Source organism: Exiguobacterium sp. N5 (genome assembly GCF_025842465.1).
Classification (GTDB): Bacteria; Bacillota; Bacilli; order Exiguobacteriales; family Exiguobacteriaceae; genus Exiguobacterium; species Exiguobacterium profundum.
The window spans coordinates 205858-226179 of sequence record NZ_JAPAEP010000001.1 but is presented as its reverse complement, the minus strand read 5'-3'; the positions used below and the strand labels follow the sequence as shown (position 1 = coordinate 226179).

Genomic DNA, 20322 nt, shown 5'->3' with positions numbered 1-20322 from the left:
TCCTGATGCGAAAACGTGAAGACGGATATGTCCTCGTGCTTGTTCTCGTGACGATGGCGGCTCTCGCCGTCCTCTCGCTCGCCGCCATGCAAGTCAACTTGGCGTCGAATAAATTGACGGTCATCCGTACGGAAGATACTCAACTGAATGAAGATGCGAAAAGCGCACTTCGCCTCATCGCCGATGAGGTTCGGACCCAGTTCCCGCTTCACGGAGAAGCGGAAGTCCCGACTCATATGGAATCGGAAGCGGCATTCCAAAGCAAGGTTCAGTCGCTCATCGTCAGTGACGAACCGTTCACGGCATTGACTACGGATAGTGAGGTCCGCTATTCCATCGAGCTGAAGAAAGATGCTACGGATACCGCCATTCAGACGGCGCCGTTCACGACGATTCTCCAAGTGAACGTCACGGCATCGCGACAAGTGAATCCGGAACAACCGATGCTTACCGTTGAATACACGCAAGACTTATACTTGACGGCTCTCCCGTCCTTTTTATACTACGTCCTCGGGTCCGACCAACAGTTGGACGTGAACGGCATGCCGACGATTCAAGGAAATATCTATTCAGGTGGTCCTCTCGCTTTCATGCGTCAAGCGAACTTCCAATTGGATGGTGTGGCGAAGCAGATTGAAAATGTCGATTCTAGTCGTCTTCACTTGAATGGCCGAATCGATTTAGTCGAATTGAGCGATTGCTTGAGTTGCCAGCAAGAGAACTACTTCACGGTAGGTCCGGAACAAGCTGGCGAGAAGGCAGACGCCGGGGTCTCCCCGAGTCGCTTTTCTCCATTCCAATACGACTACTCAATCATCGAATTTTTAAATCGACGACTCGACACACCGCTCGCATACACAAATGACGTCGATTCAATAATCTTTGAAGAAGGTCTGATTCGCTCGACCAATCAAGTGTTCGAACTCGAGCGCGTGCTCTCGGAAGATGGGACATCGATTATCGAACGCCCGACTTCGTACTTACGGGCGGATGCCTACAACGCCCTCACCGACCCGACCATCGTGACATTACCGGATGCCATTTCGGATCGCGCCATGTATGTCACGGAATCCATCACCGAGTCGAATGCCCCGCTTCTTTTCGACGGGGACGTCGTCATTGAATCACTCGAGAAGCTGACGATTGCACGGCCACTGATCGTACGTGGTGACTTGACCATTAAAGGGAACGTCTCCTTCAGTTCGACAGTCTACACGCTCGGTGATACGTTCATCGACCGAGCCAATATTCTTCCGATTGATGCAGACAAAGGGAACTCACTCATCCTGTTATCCAAAGGAAAGATTCTGTTGAACCGAATCAACGAGTTTGATGACACTCCGACGACGCTCCAGGCGTTCATGTATAGTGACTCGAACGAACCGACCTATGTGTATGCGGTCGGATCTATTCTCGAAGTCAACGGAGGTCTGTACAGTAAAGGACCACTCGAAGTGAACGTCTTCCGTGGGACGTTTAACGGTGGGAATGGCTTAAGCCCAGCTGAGAACTTCGACCGTCAAGTTCCAGCTCACGAGGCCGAAAAGTCTCGATTAAAACTGACATATAACGATTCCGTGTTCAATCAACTTGAAACATTACCGGTCACGAATCAACTTCAATTCTTTGTCAGTCATCCGGTTCAATTGAAATGAATTCAAAAAATCGGCTTCCTCTCTGATTGAGAAGAAGCCGATTTTTTTAGTTCCCCATCTTTAAAATGAGGTCCGAGTTGTAGTCTTTGGCCGTCTGTTCCATCGCTTTTGTCCATTGCGCGCCGTTATCAAGAAGCAGTTGCGTCAACTCGACCTGATTGTGACGGACCGGCTGCAATAACACCGATTCGGTATTTTGAATCATATAGCCTTGTCCGAGGAGTTCTTTGACCGCATCAAGGTTCAACGAGTCGACCGCGATGCCGAGAAGTCGATCGTCTTCAACATAACGCATCGCCAACTTCCATTGATCCGGACTGCCGTTCGCACTGAACAATGGTGTGATAACGGGAATCCCTTCCACTTCCTCGAACGGGTCAATCCCTTGCTCGAAGTATGCTTCAATCACGTCTAGAGGTGCGAGCGTCACTGCTGTGGCGAATTGTTCGGCTGTCGGCACAACTTTTTGGTCCTCTAAAACAAGTCGGACGGCCTCCCATTCTTCCCTTGCCTGTAAATCTGTCAATTCTTCTTCTGTCACCGAAGAGCGTTGACTCACTTCTTTTACTAACTCGTCACCGGATAACTGCGAGAGCTCGGGTTGGGATTGACTCCAGTACAGGAGCCCTCCCAATCCGATGACGAGAATCAATCCGGTGATGCCAATCATTATTCGCTTGCGATTCATCATTCGCCAACTTTCTGCCATTCACTTAATAACGGTCATCATCCTGTCCCGAGGCATTCGTTTGGATGATGCGTACATAAAACGTGTCCTTCACGGCTTCAAACGGTTTTCCAGCCGGAAGCGTCGTGTAGACTTCCACTTTCGCCACACCAGGTTTCACTGGAATCAACTCTTTTCCTGATCCACTCACTTGAACATATTCTTCGCCGGATACAATCTCCATGCGATAGTCACGCCAAGTCGAAGTCGTAGGCCAGTACTCAAGAAGAGGTAGTCGTGGTGCCGTCCCTTCACCAATATTGATTGTCATGTCTTTTGACATCAATTGGTTCGGGTATTCGTTGACACGGACAATCGACGTGTTCGAACGAATGTTTCGTAACGCATTGTCATCGAATGTCGTCTGAATTGGAATGTCAGTCACGACACCATTATTTCCGTAACCATGGTTGGCACGTAATTCATATCCTGTCGCACTTTGTGTCACCGTCAAAGCAGATGGGATGGACCCGATTCGTTCAAACGGAATGGATACGGTTGGTGTTGAGGTCACTTGAATCGAGGCGACTTCGTTCAAGCGTTTTTCTTCATCCAAACTATCCCATACCCAAAGGTCGAGTTGGCTCGGCGTTTGGCTCAAGGATGGTGCCTTGACTTGGATGGTAAAGTCGGTGCTCGGAGTAGCGATATTCAAGCCACCGAAGAGGTCACCGACATCCACAGTCGCCTTAAACTGAGTCGTACCCGGTTTCAGTCCAATGATGTTCAAGTTGTTCCCAACTTGTTCAAACTTCACACTATCCCCAGATTCGACGACATAGCGAACTGACTTGTATTGAGCCGTTTCGGGCATGATTTTTGGTGTGACCGTAGTCGTTTGACCGACATACAACTCTTTCGACTGAATAGTAAGTTGCTCAGGCGGACTGATTACATTGACTTTCGACTCCGCTACGACAAGGGGTCTCTTATCGCCCGGATCGATTGTCAATCGCAACTTCGCAGTTCCTGTTTTCAAACCGGTCACAATCGCATTGTTCCCTTGGGTGACGAGTCTCGCGACACCGTTCGCATCGAGGATTTCCCACTTCAAGCTACTCCATTTCGGGTTCGTAAAGGTGTTGCCTTTCGCATCCGTGATGGTCGGACTCACAATCTGCTGTGCTCCGATTTGTAAGGTGACGTCAGGAATCTTTGCTTCATACGCATACGGCGCCCCGATATTGATCAGCAAGTCTGGGAACGATGATTGAACCTCTAATTCCTTATCCCAGTCGTTGAGTTTATCTAAAATGTGATCTTGCTTCTTCGAATACTCAATTAACGTCGTTAATTGGTTATCCGCTTTTTTCAACTGGATGAGTGAGGCAGAAGGCTCGATGGCTCGGACGACTACTTCAAACTTCACGGTCCGGTCTCCACTATCGTTCGGGAGGAAAATGTTCGTGTTCCCATTTCGTTCATAGTACAAGTCCGGCTTCAACTGTAACTTGATTTCATTCGGCTTCGTGACAGGATATTCATTTCCGTTCGTGTCACGAATCGCCACGACTTCGAGTTGACTTGGCAGTTTTTCTGAGAAAGAGGTTGAATCCACTCGTAAAAACTTATCGCCCAACTGATTCGGCAATCGATCGAAACGTTCCGGATATTGAACTTGATAGTGAATCGTTCCCGTTTCGTACAAGTTGATTGTCGACGGGTCAATCGAACGGGACACTTGAATCAAGTCGGAAACATTCTCCGCACGTTTGACGTTGATGGTGAACGTATCGATCACCTTCGCATTCCGTTGATCGGACGTCTCGATTTTCACTTCAATCGGCCGATCTGCGACAACATCCGCTGCCGGAATCGTAAACTCTTTAACTTCGTAGTTGCGTAAGTTATCGAATGCGACCTGTTTCCCGTTATACGTGATTGTTGAATTGAGGAACAAGTCTTGGAAGTCATAATCGCTCGGCCGCCACATCAATTTGACATCTTGTCCCGCAGTCACTTCGACAGACCCGGCTTTTAAATCAGCAGAAGTATAGGACTGGTTTGAATCACTGACGGACTCAATCACGTTGTAAGGTTTATGATTTGCTCCGATAAAGGCGCGATACATCGTATTGATGAAGATTTTCTTCTCATCTTCTACCGAAAACTTGTTTGTGTGCCCAGCACCGGAGTAGGTGAAATTGTTTTTTGTATACGTATAGTAATGATTGTTTGCATCTCCATATACACGATTTCCACTTGTTGAATACAGGTTGTACCAAGGCGTCACATCCGGATCATTCAAATCGAGTGTGAAATATTGGTTATGGGTATTTGAGATATTTTTAATCGAATCGTCGAGGCGATACGGATAAGAAGTGAAAATCCCATCCTGTACCTTGACTGCCTTATTGGTTGTTTCAGGAGCACCAAATCCCATGTTCGTGTACATTTTTTGCCCTGAGATATTCAGTGAAGGATTGGCATTCACAAATTGACGTTCCCACTCGGACGTAGGCGATGACGAACTATTCGTACGGAAAATCGTATCGTGCGTCAACATGACGCCTTGTCCTGTTTCACTGAAACGTTTGACTTTCGCAGTGGCCGCAGCATTCATGCTTCCATAAACGTTGTACGAATCTTGGAAACCAAAGATCAGCATATCGTAGTCGTTATTGAGTAATGCCTGATCATAAGTACCACCCTCAAACTGACTCGTTGTACCGTCCGTTAAATTGAATTCATAATTCCCAGACGGGTCTACTAACATATTAGATAAATAGCTTGAAATTCTTCCGTTCGTGCCGGTTCCTGCAGTGAGCTGTAAGATGTTCGCTTTCACTTTTTCATCGTGGTAAAGAATACTCCCCTTACGATAATCCGCTCGACCTGTCAACGAATCCTTGACGACGAGCATCCAGTTCTTCGGTCCGCTAAACGTTGGACGCGATAATGTGAAATTGAGCGTTCCCGATTCTTTTGCCTGTTGCTCAATGACTTTTTCATCCGCATCAAATCGATCGTTATGGTCGTAATCGATATACAATTCTACGAATGCCGAAGGAGTTGGTGGTTGCGATAAAGTATAGGTAAAGTTGATTGGATGACGGACACCATCTTTTACTTGAATCGTCTGATTGCTAATCGACTGATTGTTGTACTTCACTTCAGTTGATTGAAATCTCGGACGGGAAATGGTGAGTTGATTCAACTGCTGCGCCATCTCACGATCGACATTCTGTTGATCATTTCGATTAAAGACTTTCACGTTCGCATAATCACGTTGATAGGCTGCCAAGCGTTTTAACTGTGTATCGCCGTTCGCAGCATCCTCATGCATCAGAAGCGGCAAGCCGACACGGACAACTGTATTAAATAGTTCCGTAGCTTTCAATTCTGTCAAATCGTTCAATTGATTTGTCGTGTCATGATTTTTCGAGTTAACGACAAGCGTCCCATTTTTATATTTCTCAGTTAAAGGACTGCTCCCAATCATGACCGCATCGAATGCACCTGTCATCGGAAAACGGGATGCGTTAAATTGTTTAATTGTCATGAATTGCACATTCACTTTTGCAGTATTTACATTCAGTGAAGCACGATACGAATTCACCGCATTATTGTATTCAGTCACTGAAAGTACTTTCGAAGCAGTAAAAGCATCACGAAGAACCAACACGTTAAAAATCGGTTGATTGGTCTCCGCAACTACTCTCTGTGGAATAATGGATATGATTAATACGAGAACCGCTATGTATTGCATGAGTTTACGCAATGAATAGTCCTCCCTATTTTTAGTCTTCACTACTAATTATCCCACCCACTTGAAAAAATATACATCTATTTCTTTGACATCAGGTAAATGTTTTAGCTTAGGAAACGTCTCACTTCACTGATGAAATAAAGAGACCCGGTCACAATCAACGTCTCGCTTGTCGGCGACTCGACCCAATTCTGTAGCCATGCTTTCCATTCGACAAAGCGCGCTCCATCTTTTTCTAGTTGGGCTTTCGTTCTCGCACGCGGAAAGTCAAACGTCGTCTCATATACATCTCCGACTTGTTGAAGTGAACGAACCATCGTATCGCGGTCTTTATCTTCCAAAATCGCCGTCAACACCGTGACTCTTCGTTCTTGTTTCGCTTGTAATACTAACGCCTCGATGCCTTCTTGATTGTGTGCCCCATCTAGAATGATACGCGGTCGTTTCGATACCAGTTCGTATCGACCAGGATGTTGTGCTCGCTCGATACCTCTTCGGATGGCGTCATCACTCCATCCGAGGTACCGCGCCACCGCCACGGCACACGCCCCGTTATACGCTTGATGATGTCCTGTCAATCCGAGCACGACAGATGGCATATTCTTATACGTCACGACGGTCTCTGCCCCGTCCACAATTTTTTTCACGAGTGGACGAACATCATGAATGGAAGAACCTACATCGTCCCCTTTTTGATGCAACAACTCAATCAACGATTTCTTCTCGATACTATGGAACATCGGCACGCTGCGTTTCATGATGCCGTATTTCTCTTGTGCAATCTCTTCAAGCGTATCGCCGAGAATGCCTTGATGGTCATGTCCGATTGACGTGACAATGGTCGCAAGTGGATGCGTCAACACATTGGTCGAATCAAGTCGTCCCCCGAGACCGACTTCCCAAATGATCAAGTCAGGACGTGTGTCATCAAAATAGCACCATGCCATCATCGTCAATAGCTCAAACTCCGTCAGCGTCTCTGGCGTCTCGTCCGCACAGGATTTGACACGGTTCGCCACGTCGACGAGCGCGTCTTCAGGAATCGGTTCCCCGTTCAACATGATCCGCTCCTCGAACTGAATGATATAAGGGGAAGTGAATGTGCCGACGGATAAGCCGTTCTCCATCGCCATCGCCCGTAAAAACGCGACGGTCGACCCTTTTCCGTTCGTCCCGGCCACATGGATGGATCGGCGTTCTTCTAACCCTAACTGCTCAATCATCCAGCTCATCCGCTCAAGACCCGGTTTGATCCCGAAGCGAAGCTGTCCACTCAACCAATCGAATACATCTTGTCTCGTCTTCATCTTCCACACTCCTACTGTTTACACTTCTGTTTCATTTTATCAAAATTCACGACAGCCGTTATGGAAAACAGTCTGTGCTATACTCGAAGCGAAGAAGGAGGCATGCGCCATGACTACTGACTGGAACTTCGAGGCGACTTACCTCGAACTACGTGACATCTTTTACGACCGTGGGCCCATCCATCCGGTCGACAATCCGACACTCGTCTTGTTTAACGATCCATTAGCCGCTTCGCTCGGCCTTGATGCGCAAAGTCTCAAACAAGACATCGATTTACTTGCCGGCAATCGTCAAACAGAGACGTCTTTCTCACAAGCATACGCTGGACACCAATTCGGCAACTTGACGATGCTCGGGGACGGACGCGCCCTCATGCTCGGGGAACATGTGACTCCGAACGGGAAGCGTGTCGATGTGCAACTGAAGGGTTCTGGACCGACGGAGTATTCTAGAGGGGGCGACGGACGAGCCTCACTCGGGCCAATGGTACGCGAGTTCATCATCAGCGAGGCGATGCACGCCCTCGGCATTCCGACGAACCGGGCGCTCGCCGTCGTTCAGACAGGGGAAGCCATCATGCGTCAAGGTCCGAAGCATGGAGCGATCCTGACTCGGGTCGCCTCAAGTCATCTTCGTGTCGGAACATTCCAATTCGCAGCAGGCGCCGGCTCCATCGATGACGTCATCGCTCTTACTGAAGTAGCAATCAAACGACACGATCCAGACTTGATCGATGCACCGAATCGCTATGAACAGTTCCTCGGACGCGTCGTCGAAAGACAGGCGAGACTGATTGCCAACTGGCAACTCATCGGGTTCATTCATGGGGTGATGAACACGGACAATATGTTCATTAGTGGTGAAGGTCTCGATTATGGACCATGCGCGTTCATGGACACGTATCATCCGGAGACGGTCTTCAGCTCGATCGACCGAGATGGACGTTACGCCTATGCGAATCAACCATATATCGGGTCTTGGAACCTCGCCCGACTGGCGGAGACGATGCTGCCGCTCCTTGGCGAAACGAAAGAAGAAGCGGTTGATGTGGCGAACAAGCAACTCACCCGTTATACCGAGTTGTATAAAGAAGCGTACTTTACCGGTCTCGCACATAAGATTGGCTTATTCGTCCGAAAAGATGGTGACGATGAGCTAGCGGATGAACTGCTCCGCTTGATGATGGAGACGGAGGCAGATTATACGAATACGTTCCGCTCGCTGACGCTTGGTGAGATTGAATCTCTCCCATTCTCAACCCGAGAAGATGGGAAGGCGTGGATTGACGCTTGGCAGAAACGTTTGAGTGAGCAAGGTCTCCCGGACGAGGACGTCAGTCGAATCATGCGCCAATATAACCCGGCCGTCATTCCCCGAAATCATCATGCCGAAAAAGCGATTCAAGCAGCAGAACGCGGTGACTTCGGTCCGACCGAGTCACTACTCACCATTTTGCGTGACCCATATAACTACGACAAACCGGCTGAATATGTATCGGCAGGTCCACCACGAACGTATCCGTATCAAACGTTTTGTGGTACATGAACCATCTCACTTTTGCGAGGTGGTTTTTTTGAAACTTCTTTCTCATTTATACGTAATAAGGAGTGTTCTGTTTTGAAAGGAAATGATGATGATGAATGAAATGACACTTGCTTATTGGAATCAATATTTGGAAAAAAGTAAAGTTCATCCGCTGACCGAAGTCGAAGCGTTTCAATTTGGTGATGACGCAAATGCGTTAGCAGAACTAGTCGTCTCTGGAAAGAAAACCGCAACATGTTCTGCATATATGCTTTATGAGATTGAGAATGAACCACTCCCTTACATCGGACAGTACGCTATCGTTCTCGATGCAGCAGATCAACCCATGGCCATCATTCAAACGACCGAAGTCACGATTCAGGCGATGAATGAGGTATCCGAAGCGTTTGCATTAGCTGAAGGTGAAGGAACTTACAGAGAATGGTGGGACATCCATGAGCGATTCTTTAGTAAGTTGCTTCGTTCATACCAGTTGTCGTTTACACCAAGTATGAGCATTGTCTGTGAACGCTTCAAAGTAGTGGACCAATTCAATACGAAGGAGTGATTGAACGTGAAAATGACCATTTTACCGATGCTAGTCATCACCGCTTCAGCAGCTTATGTAGTGTATAGTCTGTTTCTATCTTTAGTCGGTCAACCGATTCAGTCAAATTTGACCGGTGTGGCAATCGGTGCACTCTTCACTTCTTCGTTCTACGTCACAACAGGTCGCTTGCCGTTTTGGAGTGAGGAGGAAGAGGTATGAAACTCTTCTATATCATACTTTCGTCAGTGGTTGGAGGTCTATATTTCACATATATCGTCCACCTGTTTCGAATCGGTTTTACGACCCCACTCTACACTCAAATTCCAATGCTATTGACGATTGGAGTCATCGCCTTGTGGCTTTTCAACAAACGAACCGAACGTCGCTCTTGACGCTCGGTTCTTGTTTTACTCTGGTTCATAGAAAGGAAACAATCCAGACGAAGGTTCCGGTAAAGAATCAACTAACGTCAATATCTCCTCTTCCGAGATATTTCCCGTCACAAGAATCAATTTGTCTTGACTGATGTAGTATATTCCATTCCCATTCGGCTGATTTAATCGATAGCGTTCCACTTCATCGGCATGACCATGGATTCGCTCACCGTCTACGACACTGAATGCATCGGTCATCAAAATGGTGACCAGCTGCGTCTCATCATACAACGTCCACAGTTTTACAGGTCGTTCCACGTCATCGATTTCACTGTCAATTGTATACATCAAATCTTGTGGGAGCGCCAAGTCGTGACGTCTTTTATCAGAAGCGTCAGTAATCCCAAAGTGCTTCATCCCGTGCATGACCCATTCCTTGTCACGTGAATAGTGATATACCCCGAAGGAAGGTGTTTGGTTCGGGTGACCAATCGCAATCAATCCGATGTCTCCGACTGTCGTTTCATAGATGACATCCTTTGTGGAAAGGTGACCTTCCGATCCATCCTTATATTGCAGTGTGATTTGTTGAACCACCGCATCTGATAGCGATTCGGTGTCTTTTGGTACGTCTTCAACTAGCGTACGTACCCATTTTTTCGAAGGTTGTGTAGTTACTTCAATCGTCTCAACTTCCTCTATATCTTTCTCTATAGACTCTGTCTCTTCTGACGGTGTACATCCAACCAGCCCCAATACAAGAACACATACTATTCCGATTCGTCTCATCTCATATCCCCTTTTCTACGCCCATCTCTCCAAATTCTACCAAAACACAAAAAAACCTTCTTCAGAGAATCAATCTCCAAAGAAGGTGTGAGTCTTACTTACGCAACTCTTCCAAACGGGCGCGGACCGCGTCACGCTTGTCGAGGTAGTCTTTTTCTTTTGCTTTCTCTTCGTCGATGACGTGAGCCGGCGCCTTGGCGATGAAGCCTTGGTTTCCGAGTTTCTTCTGCACGCGCTCGACTTCTTTCTCATACTTCGCCACTTCTTTTTCAAGACGAGCGATTTCTTCTTCGAAGTTGATGAGGTCTGCGAGTGGGATGAAGAGCTCTGCTCCCGTCATGATTGCTGACATCGACTTGTCCGGGGCCGTGAGACCACGTCCGATTTCAAGCTCTGTCGCATTCGTAAACTTGCCGATCGTCATTTCGTTCGCGCTCAAGTAACCTTGTGTCGCATCATCGCTCGTCGAAATGAAGAGCTGGATCGGTTTCGACATCGGTGCGTTCACTTCGGCACGGATGTTACGAACCGAGCGGATGACGTTCATCACAGCTTCAAACGCTGGAACCGAATCGGCGAAGTGAAGGTCGTCACGACGCGTCGGGTAGCTTGCACGAACGATTGAATCGCCTTCGTGCGGCAAGTGTTGCCAAATTTCTTCTGTGAGGAACGGCATGAACGGGTGCATGAGACGCATGATCGAATCGAGCGTATGCGCGAGGACCGAACGTGTCGTGTGCTTCGCCGCTTCATCCTCACCATAGAGCGTGAGTTTCGCCATCTCGATGTACCAGTTACAGAACTCTTCCCAGATGAAGTTGTACAAGTAACGACCAGCTTCACCGAACTCGTACTTGTCGACGAGGCGTGTCACTTGGTCAATCGTGTCGTTCAAGCGTGTCAAGATCCACTTGTCAGCAAGCGTCTTCTCACCTGTGAGGTCGATGTCTTCGACTTTAAGACCATCCATGTTCATGAGTGCGAAACGGCTTGCGTTCCAAATCTTGTTCGCGAAGTTCCATGTCGACTCGATCTTCTCCCAATAGAAACGAAGGTCGTTCCCTGGTGTCGAACCTGTGAGGAGGAACCAACGGAGTGAATCAGCTCCGTATTGGTCGATGACTTCCATCGGGTCAACACCATTACCGAGAGATTTCGACATCTTGCGTCCTTCCGAGTCACGGATGAGACCGTGGATGAGGACGTCGTTGAACGGTTGCTTCCCTGTGAACTCGAGTGATTGGAAGATCATCCGTGATACCCAGAAGAAGATGATGTCGTATCCTGTAACGAGCGCGCTCGTCGGGAAGTAACGGTTGAAGTCCGGTGCGTCCGCATCCGGCCAGCCCATTGTTGAGAACGGCCAAAGTGCTGACGAGAACCATGTGTCGAGGACGTCTTCGTCTTGTGTCCAGTTCTCACTGTCCGCTGGCGCTTCTTTCCCTACATACACTTCTCCTGTCTCGTTATGGTACCAAGCCGGGATGCGGTGGCCCCACCAAAGTTGACGACTGATACACCAGTCGCGGATGTTCTCCATCCAACGGAGGTACGTGCCTTCGAAGCGTTCTGGGACGAAGTTGACTTTCGTGTCATCGTTTCCTTGTGCCTCGAGTGCCGCTTTCGCGAGTGGCTCCATGTCAACAAACCATTGTTTCGAAAGGTATGGCTCGATGACTGCGCCTGAACGCTCTGAGTGACCAACCGAGTGCGTGTGCGGCTCAATCTTCACGAGTGTGCCGTCCGCCTCAAGGTCTTTGACGAGTTGCTTGCGGCATTCGAAGCGGTCGAGCCCTTCGTACTTGCCAGCGTTCTCGTTCATCTTTCCGCCTTCGTCCATGACGAGGATGCGTGGAAGCTCGTGACGGTTTCCGATTTCAAAGTCGTTCGGGTCGTGGGCTGGTGTGATCTTCACGCAACCTGTACCGAACTCCATGTCCACGTAGTCGTCCGCAACGATTGGAATCTCGCGGTTCATGACCGGAAGCATGATGGTCTTGCCGATGAGGTGTGTGTAACGCTCATCTTTCGGGTTGACGGCAACCGCCGTATCACCGAGCATCGTCTCGGGACGTGTCGTTGCGATTTCGATATGACCTGAACCGTCAGCGAGTGGGTATTTCATGTGATAGAATGCACCCTCGACTTCTTGATAAATGACCTCGATATCTGAAACGGCCGTCTTTTGAGCCGGGTCCCAGTTGACGATATATTCGCCACGATAGATCAAGCCTTTTTCATAAAGACGGACGAATACTTCTTGAACGGCTTTTGAGAGCCCTTCGTCGAGTGTGAAGCGCTCACGCGAGTAGTCGAGACCGAGACCAAGTTTTGACCATTGGTCGCGAATCGTCTTCGCATACTCGTCTTTCCATTCCCACGTCTTCTCGAGGAACTTCTCACGTCCGAGGTCGTAACGCATGACGCCTTCTTCACGGAGTTTTTGCTCGACTTTCGCTTGTGTCGCGATTCCGGCATGGTCCATCCCTGGGAGCCAGAGCACGTCATAGCCTTGCATACGCTTGAGGCGTGTCAACAAGTCTTGGAGCGTCGTGTCCCAGGCGTGCCCGAGGTGAAGTTTCCCCGTAACGTTCGGTGGTGGGATGACAATCGTGTACGGTTGTTTCGAATCGTCCTCGTCTGCTTTAAATACATCGTTTTCTAACCAGTAGTCGTACCATTTCGATTCCGTCGCACTTGGGTCGTACTTCGTCGGCATGGTGATTTCATTTGTCTCATGGGCCATGTGTAGCGCCTCCTCTATCTTATTGGTGAACACAAAAACGGCTTCTCTCGTCCTATATGCTAAGGACGAAAGAAGCCGTGATCTTCCGCGGTACCACCTTAGTTCGCCAAAAAATGGCGCCCTCAAAATCGAATAACGGTCGATGGACCGAACTTTCCTACTCCATTCAGAAAGTCAGCTCCGAGGCGACTTCCGCGTCCATCCCTCGCAACCTTTCACCAAGCGGTCGCGTCTCTAAAAGGAATGGAGTATGCGTACTACTCCTCATCAAAGCCATTCATCGTATCTGTTAAATAATTGTAGCGACAGAAACGTCAGCAGTCAAGATTAGAGTGAAAACTCTTCTTGAAGCTCCTTGAACGTCGCCTCGACCGCTGCGATTGTCTTCTCGATATCCTCGTCCGTATGAGCCGTCGAGAGGAACAATCCTTCGAACTGTGACGGCGGCAAGAAGACGCCGCGAGCTGCCATCTTCTGATAGTACGAGCGGAACATCTCAAGGTTCGCCGATTTCGCTTTCTCAAAGTTCGTCACTTTCTCGTTCGTGAAGAAGAAACCGAACATCGAGCCGGCACGGTTCGTGTCGTGTGGGATGTTGTATTTCTCACCAGCCTGCGTGAAGCCTTCCGCGAGACGGTCTGCCTTACGCTCGAACTCGGCGTAGTGCTCCGGTTTGAGTTGCGAGAGTGTCGTGTAACCGGCAATCATCGCAAGTGGGTTACCCGAGAGCGTACCTGCTTGATAGATTGGACCTTGCGGTGCGATCTGTTCCATGATTTCACGTTTCCCGCCGTAAGCGCCGACCGGAAGTCCGCCGCCGATGACCTTACCGAGACACGTGAGGTCCGGTGTGACACCGAAGTACCCTTGTGCACAGTTGTACCCGACACGGAAGCCCGTCATGACCTCATCAAAGATGAGAAGCGCGCCGTTTTGTTCCGTGATTTCACGAAGTCCTTCGAGGAATCCTGGTTGTGGTGGCACGAAGCCCATGTTTCCTGCGGCCGGTTCGACGATGACCCCAGCGAGGTCGTCTCCATATTTCTCAAATGCGACGCGGACTGCGTCCAAATCATTGTAAGGAACCGTGAGCGTATGGCTCGCGAGCTCTTTCGGTACACCTGGTGAGTCTGGAAGACCGAGCGTCGCGACGCCAGACCCCGCTTTGATGAGAAGCGAGTCACCGTGTCCGTGGTAACATCCTTCGAATTTCAAAATCTTTGTCTTTCCGGTATAGCCGCGTGCGAGGCGAAGTGCCGCCATCGTCGCTTCCGTTCCCGAGTTGACCATGCGGACCATCTCGATCGATGGGACACGGTCGATGACGAGTTCTGCCATCTTCGTTTCAAGCTCGGTCGGCGTCCCGAACGTCCAGCCTTTTTCAGCTTGTTCTTGGATCGCTTTCGTGACGACCGGATCACGGTGACCGAGGATGAGTGGTCCCCATGAGAGGACGTAATCGATATATTCGTTGCCATCGATGTCATAGACGCGTGAGCCTTCACCACGTTCGGCGAAAATTGGCGTCATCCCGACCGATTTATAGGCACGGACCGGGCTGTTGACACCGCCTGGCATGAGTGGACGAGCTTGTTCGAACGCTTCCTGTGAGCGCGTTTGGTTGTATGTCATGCGTAGTCTCCTTCCAAATAGCGACAGACGTCTTTTGCGAAATACGTGACGATGAGATCGGCACCGGCACGTTTGAATCCGACCATCGTCTCCATGACGATGCGTTCTTCATCGACCCAGTCGTTGAGTGACGCGGCTTTGATCATCGCATACTCACCGCTCACGTTATACGCCACGATTGGCATATCGAGTGAGTCGCGCATGTCACGGATAATGTCCATGAACGCGAGAGCCGGTTTGACGATCATGAAGTCGGCACCTTGTTCGACGTCCGATTGTGACTCACGGAACGCCTCACGACGGTTCGCCGGGTCCATCTGATACCCTTTACGGTCGCCTTCACCAGGAGCCGATTGGGCTGCGTCACGGAACGGTCCGTAATACGCAGACGCATATTTGACGCCGTAGCTCATGATTGGAATGTGACTGAATCCGTTTTGGTCGAGACCTTCACGGATAGCTGCGACGAATCCATCCATCATCGAGCTCGGTGCGATGACATCGGCACCCGCTTGTGCTTGCGTAATGGCTGTCTGGACGTGAAGTGGAAGTGATGCGTCGTTATCGACGTCCCCATCCTTCACGAGACCACAGTGACCTGTCGACGTGTACTCACAAAGGCACGTATCGGCGATGACCGTGAGCTGTGGCGCCCACTCCTTCACTTTACGAATCGCTTCCTGGACGATGCCGTGGTCATGATACGCTTCGCTGCCTTCCGGGTCTTTACGTTCCGGCACACCGAACAAAAGCACAGATTGGAGACCGAGGTCGACGATTTCTTTTATCTCTTCTTCGAGTCGGTCAAGTGAATAATTGAAGACGCCTGGCATCGAGCTGACTTCACGTTTAATGTTAGTCCCTTCAATGATGAAGAGCGGGTAAATCAAATCTTCTTTTCGAACATGATTTTCACGTACGAGGGCACGCATCGACTTCGATGAGCGAAGACGACGGTGACGGTCAAACTGGTTCATGAAAAATCCTCCCCTACACACTGTATTAATGCATCCATAGTATAACATTCTGGCACTCGTACCGGTAATGTCGACACTTGTCGGACGGCGCGTTCGGTCACTTCGCCAATGGCGTACCACGTCCCGTTGAAGTGGGACAAGTGTGGTGTGAGCGCATCGACGGCCGACGGACTCAGGACGAGTAACGCCTTCACCGTCTCGAGTTGTTGTTGTTGGTCCGAGGTCAATCGGATTGGAATCGTCTCATAGACGACCCAGTCATACACGCAAGGCAGCATCGACATATGCGACGTGTTCGCCAAATTGCCACGTGCAAACAAGACGACATCATCGGTCGAAACAACGTCAGATAACTGCTCAAAAAGCGCCTCACCCGTATACGTCTCCGGCATGAGCGAGACGGCAAAGCCCTCCGCTTCAAGCGCCCGCTTCGTCTTCTCCCCGACAGCGGCGACCTTGACGTCACGCGTCAGATTCCGAAGGGCTTGCACCGCGTTTTGACTCGTGACGACGAGCCAATCGAATCGTTCCACGGGTGGCGGTGTATACGTCTCTCTCGTCTGAATGAGCGGGACATGATGAACGGAAAGACCGCTCGCCTCGAGCCGTGCCCGTTGCGAAGCGGTCATTCGTTTCGTTCCCGTGTACCAAACGTCACTCATTGACCGAGGCGAGGATTTCACGCCCGCCACGACCGAGCAATTCTTCTGCGACTGCTTGTCCGAGTGCAACGCCGTCCGTTGACGTTTTCGTCACACGGAGCACTTCTTTCCCGTCCACTGACGCGATGAGACCTGTGAGTGTCACATCGTCACCGTTGACCGTCGCATAACCGCCGACTGGAACGTGACAGCTTCCTTCGATGGCTTTTAAGAAAGTACGTTCCGCTGTCGCCGCTTTCGCCGTCACATCATCATGCAACAATTGAAGCACTGCTGTCACTTCTGCATCGTCCTTGCGGCTCTCGATGGCGAGTACGCCCTGGCCGACAGCCGGTACCATGACGTCCGGGTCGAGCGCTTCAAAATCGACACGATCCGTCCATCCCATCCGCTCGAGTCCTGCTTTCGCGAGCAAGATGGCATTGTAGTTCTCGGAGTCCAACTTCTTCAGACGCGTGTCGATGTTTCCACGAATCCATTGAATCTCAAGGTCAGGACGGGCTGCCAAGATTTGAGCACCACGACGGAGTGAGCTCGTTCCGACAATCGAACCTTTTGGAAGCGTCTCGAACGTGTAGCCGTTCTCACAGATGAGGACGTCACGCGCATCGACACGTTTCGGCATGCAGCTAATATAGAGTTCTTCTGGTAGTTCGGCCGGAACGTCTTTCATACTGTGTACGGCGAAATCGATGTCCCCATCGAGCATCTGTTGTTGAATCTCTTTGACGAACAACCCTTTCCCACCGACTTTTGACAATTGCACGTCGACGATTTGGTCACCTTTCGTCACGATTTCTTTAATCTCGAACTCGTTCTTTGCTCCAGCTTGCTTCAACTGCTCGATGACCCATTTTGTTTGAGTCATGGCGAGTTGGGAACGGCGTGAGCCGACAATGATTTTCCGCATGTTCAATCTCTCCTTCATAGAAAAAGGCGACACGCGTCGCCTTTTTGTCTTGTTAGCGCATCAATGCGCGAAGTGGTGCTTTGGCAGAAGTGGCATCTGTTTCTTCCACTTCGTCTACAGGTTGTTCCGGCAACTCGACATCAAGTCCGAACGTCTCGATGAATTGAGCGATTCGAACGTTCGCGTCCGGTTGAGCCGCTGCATCTTTAATGTAGTCAATCGGGTCACGAAGCATTTGATTGATGATCGACTTCATGTGCTTCCCGATGACTTTCTTGTCTCGTGCTGACAAATGGTCGAGCTTACGCTCAAGACTCGTCATCGTGTCTTCTTGAATATCAAGGGCACGAGCACGCAACTCGTTCATGATTGGCACGACACCAAGCGTGATGAGCCATGTTTGGAACTCTTGAATCGCTTCATCGATTTTCATTTCAATCTTTTCAGCCTCGACGAGACGCGCTTCAAGATTTTTGTTTACGATTCCGTTCAAATCATCGACATCGAACAAATGCACACCCGGAAGTGTCGCGACCGCTGGATCGATATCTCGCGGCACAGCGATGTCAATGAGAAGAAGCGGACGTTCGCGGCGCAACAACTGTGCAGCCGCTACATCGTCGTATCCAATGACGGCATCCTTCGCCCCGGTCGAACTAATCAAAATATCTGCATCAAGTAATCCACATGCGATCTCACGAATCGAATGGGCACGGCCTTTGAACTTATCCGCTACAGCTTTTGCTTTGCTCTCCGTCCGGTTGAAGACAGCGATTTGTTTCGCACCTGCTTCAAATAAGTTGAGTGTCGTCAATTCACCCGTCTCACCGGCTCCGACAACGACGACTTGTTTGTCTTCAAGCTGTTGATACATCTCTTGTGCGAGCGTCACGGCAGCCGAACTGACCGATACAGACATTTCCCCAATTTGCGTGTCCGTATGGGCGCGCTTGGCGAGTGTGACCGCTTCTTTGAATAATTTGTTGAAGACCGTTCCTGTCGTTCCATGCTCCTGGGCACGGAAGAAACTCGTCTTCACTTGACCTAAAATTTGTGTTTCCCCGATGATCATCGAGTCGAGGCCCGAAGTGACACGGAACAAGTGGCGAATCGCCTCTTCCCCTTCTCGAATCGACAAGTATGGTGTGAACTGCTCCATCTCTAGGTTGAACCAGTTCGCCAAGAAACGTTTCGTGTAATAACGTCCAGTATGGAGTTGATCTGTCACGACGTACAGCTCCGTCCGGTTACACGTAGACAAAATAACCGACTCGAAAATGCTCTTCTCTTCGCGAAGTGCAATCATCGCATCCACGATTTCTTGCTCCCCAAACGAGAACTGCTCCCGAATCGCGACAGGGGCTGTCTTGTTATTTAGTCCAACGACGACAATATGCATGTATCTCTTCCCCTCATCTAAAATCCACCGACGGTTGTCTCTTCTTTTTTTCAATCTCTACCGTACATTATAACAGTTCTTATCTGGTAACTATAATCTTCTGTTTGATTTTCCTGAAATAAAATAAGAACTTTTTGTGACAAAAAGAAGTAGAAATGGCGAAACTCCATTCCTACCTTTTTTTCTTATGGATTTGGCGAGTTCGGGTCCGTAATAATCGGACTCTCGGGCTCCTCTTTGTCTAAATAATGCTCACGTTCTCGTAATTTATAGATGCGAACGATATTCTGGACAACCGTTTTGGCGACCGCATAAAACGGTACAGCGATGAGCATTCCGATGATACCGGCCAAATTTCCTGCCACGAGCAAGACGATGATAATCGTGAGCGGGTGTACTTTTAACGACTTCCCTTGAATGAGTGGCGAGATGACGTTCGACTCAATTTGTTGCACGACGATGATGACAACGATGACCCATAATACCTTGATCGGATCTTGAATGAATGCCACGACCACTGCCGGTGCAGCCCCTAGGAACGGTCCAACGTAAGGGATGATATTTGTTACCATCATGAAGAGTGCGAGCAAGATGGCATAATCTACACCGACGATCCATAGACCGATCAGTGACGTGATTCCAACGAAGAATGCGACGAGCAACTGAGCGTTGACGTAACTCCGCACCGTCTCGTGCATGTCATGCAAGATGTGACGCGTTTCCTTTTCATAGCTCGATGGGAGCAATTTGACGATTGCGTCCGGTAGACGTTTCCCGTCAAGCAACATGTAGAGAAGCATGAACGGGATCACAACGATCGTGATGACCGCTGACGTCACGAATCCGACGACTTGACCGAATGATGAGGCAATGTTTCCGAATAAGTCTCCTAAGTACGACGTGATGTTCGTCGTCAAGTTACGGAACATCTCGTCATTTTCTGCCATGAAGCGTGCAAAGAACTCATTTTGTAGCAACGTGTCACGGACAGCGAACGCCTGTTTCTGAAGTTCTTTTGCGATACTCGGCATAGCGTTGACGAGCGACGTAATTTGTTCGCCTAAAACCGGTCCGAGAATACTGAAGACAAGTGTAAAAATAAGCACGAGTCCGATCAGTGTGATGGCTACAGCTAACGTTCGCTTCCCTTTTAAGCGTTTCTCTAAGAAATCGACAATCCCGACCAGGAAATAAAAGAAGAGTCCGGCCACAATGAGTGGAACCGTGACGAGTGCCAAGATGACTTGAATCGGTTCAAACACGAATGAGATCTGTGTCCCGACCCAAATGACTAAAAAGATGGTCAGCGTCCAAAAGAGGGCGCGATACCATTTGTTTTCAAACATGCGTTGCATTTCTC

General features: G+C 49.4%; 16 protein-coding genes and 1 other annotated feature. Of the genes, 5 read left to right on the top strand and 11 right to left on the bottom strand.

Going from position 1 to position 20322, the window contains the following annotated elements; genetic code table 11:
- The first annotated feature begins 5 nt into the window (after positions 1-5).
- Positions 6-1655: a hypothetical protein gene (locus OKS35_RS01160; protein ID WP_214782599.1), complete on the top strand. Its 1650-nt coding sequence runs from the start codon at positions 6-8 to the stop codon at positions 1653-1655.
- Positions 1656-1701: 46 nt separating this feature from the next.
- Here the strand turns inward: OKS35_RS01160 and OKS35_RS01155 are convergent, their stop codons facing one another.
- From OKS35_RS01155 to OKS35_RS01145, 3 genes are all read right to left on the bottom strand, one after another.
- Positions 1702-2346, bottom strand: a complete 645-nt coding sequence (locus OKS35_RS01155) for a hypothetical protein (RefSeq protein WP_264092337.1) — start codon at positions 2344-2346, stop codon at positions 1702-1704.
- 22 nt (positions 2347-2368) lie between these two features.
- Positions 2369-6103: a DUF5057 domain-containing protein gene (locus OKS35_RS01150; RefSeq protein ID WP_264092336.1), complete on the bottom strand. Its 3735-nt coding sequence runs from the start codon at positions 6101-6103 to the stop codon at positions 2369-2371.
- A 92-nt stretch (positions 6104-6195) separates the two neighbouring features.
- A complete protein-coding gene (locus OKS35_RS01145; protein WP_264092335.1) occupies positions 6196-7398 on the bottom strand; it encodes a bifunctional folylpolyglutamate synthase/dihydrofolate synthase in 1203 nt (400 codons plus the stop codon).
- 109 nt (positions 7399-7507) lie between these two features.
- Between OKS35_RS01145 and OKS35_RS01140 the strand changes: the two genes are divergently transcribed.
- The 4 genes from OKS35_RS01140 to OKS35_RS01125 all read left to right on the top strand — a co-directional run bounded on the left by OKS35_RS01140 (position 7508) and on the right by OKS35_RS01125 (position 9865).
- On the top strand, positions 7508-8944 hold the full coding sequence (locus OKS35_RS01140) for a protein adenylyltransferase SelO (protein ID WP_264092334.1): 1437 nt from the start codon (positions 7508-7510) through the stop codon (positions 8942-8944).
- A 91-nt stretch (positions 8945-9035) separates the two neighbouring features.
- Positions 9036-9491: an ASCH domain-containing protein gene (locus tag OKS35_RS01135; RefSeq protein ID WP_264092333.1), complete on the top strand. Its 456-nt coding sequence runs from the start codon at positions 9036-9038 to the stop codon at positions 9489-9491.
- A gap of 6 nt (positions 9492-9497) precedes the next feature.
- Positions 9498-9692 carry a hypothetical protein gene (locus OKS35_RS01130; RefSeq protein WP_214782587.1) on the top strand — a complete coding sequence of 65 codons (195 nt, stop codon included), beginning with the start codon at positions 9498-9500 and terminating at the stop codon, positions 9690-9692.
- On the top strand, positions 9689-9865 hold the full coding sequence (locus tag OKS35_RS01125; protein WP_214782585.1) for a hypothetical protein: 177 nt from the start codon (positions 9689-9691) through the stop codon (positions 9863-9865). The genes OKS35_RS01130 and OKS35_RS01125 overlap by 4 nt, the downstream gene beginning before the upstream one ends.
- A 15-nt stretch (positions 9866-9880) precedes the next feature.
- Here OKS35_RS01125 and OKS35_RS01120 read toward each other — a convergent pair whose 3' ends face one another.
- The 8 genes from OKS35_RS01120 to OKS35_RS01085 all read right to left on the bottom strand — a co-directional run bounded on the left by OKS35_RS01120 (position 9881) and on the right by OKS35_RS01085 (position 20317).
- Positions 9881-10636, bottom strand: coding sequence for a hypothetical protein (locus OKS35_RS01120; RefSeq protein ID WP_264092332.1), 756 nt, complete (start codon positions 10634-10636; stop codon positions 9881-9883).
- A gap of 94 nt (positions 10637-10730) precedes the next feature.
- Positions 10731-13382 (bottom strand): valine--tRNA ligase, encoded by a 2652-nt coding sequence (locus OKS35_RS01115; protein WP_015881122.1) that lies wholly within the window; start codon positions 13380-13382, stop codon positions 10731-10733.
- A 58-nt stretch (positions 13383-13440) separates the two neighbouring features.
- Positions 13441-13662 (bottom strand) — a binding site (T-box leader).
- Positions 13663-13709: 47 nt separating this feature from the next.
- Positions 13710-15014 carry a glutamate-1-semialdehyde 2,1-aminomutase gene (hemL, locus tag OKS35_RS01110; RefSeq protein WP_031421390.1) on the bottom strand — a complete coding sequence of 435 codons (1305 nt, stop codon included), beginning with the start codon at positions 15012-15014 and terminating at the stop codon, positions 13710-13712.
- On the bottom strand, positions 15011-15991 hold the full coding sequence (hemB, locus tag OKS35_RS01105; protein ID WP_214782563.1) for a porphobilinogen synthase: 981 nt from the start codon (positions 15989-15991) through the stop codon (positions 15011-15013). The genes hemL and hemB overlap by 4 nt, the downstream gene beginning before the upstream one ends.
- A complete protein-coding gene (locus OKS35_RS01100; RefSeq protein ID WP_264092331.1) occupies positions 15988-16620 on the bottom strand; it encodes a uroporphyrinogen-III synthase in 633 nt (210 codons plus the stop codon). The genes hemB and OKS35_RS01100 overlap by 4 nt, the downstream gene beginning before the upstream one ends.
- A gap of 25 nt (positions 16621-16645) precedes the next feature.
- Positions 16646-17563 carry a hydroxymethylbilane synthase gene (gene hemC / locus OKS35_RS01095; protein WP_264092330.1) on the bottom strand — a complete coding sequence of 306 codons (918 nt, stop codon included), beginning with the start codon at positions 17561-17563 and terminating at the stop codon, positions 16646-16648.
- A gap of 52 nt (positions 17564-17615) precedes the next feature.
- On the bottom strand, positions 17616-18962 hold the full coding sequence (hemA, locus tag OKS35_RS01090) for a glutamyl-tRNA reductase (RefSeq protein ID WP_074037529.1): 1347 nt from the start codon (positions 18960-18962) through the stop codon (positions 17616-17618).
- Positions 18963-19147: 185 nt separating this feature from the next.
- A complete protein-coding gene (locus tag OKS35_RS01085; RefSeq protein WP_015881116.1) occupies positions 19148-20317 on the bottom strand; it encodes an AI-2E family transporter in 1170 nt (389 codons plus the stop codon).
- Positions 20318-20322 lie beyond the last annotated feature (5 nt).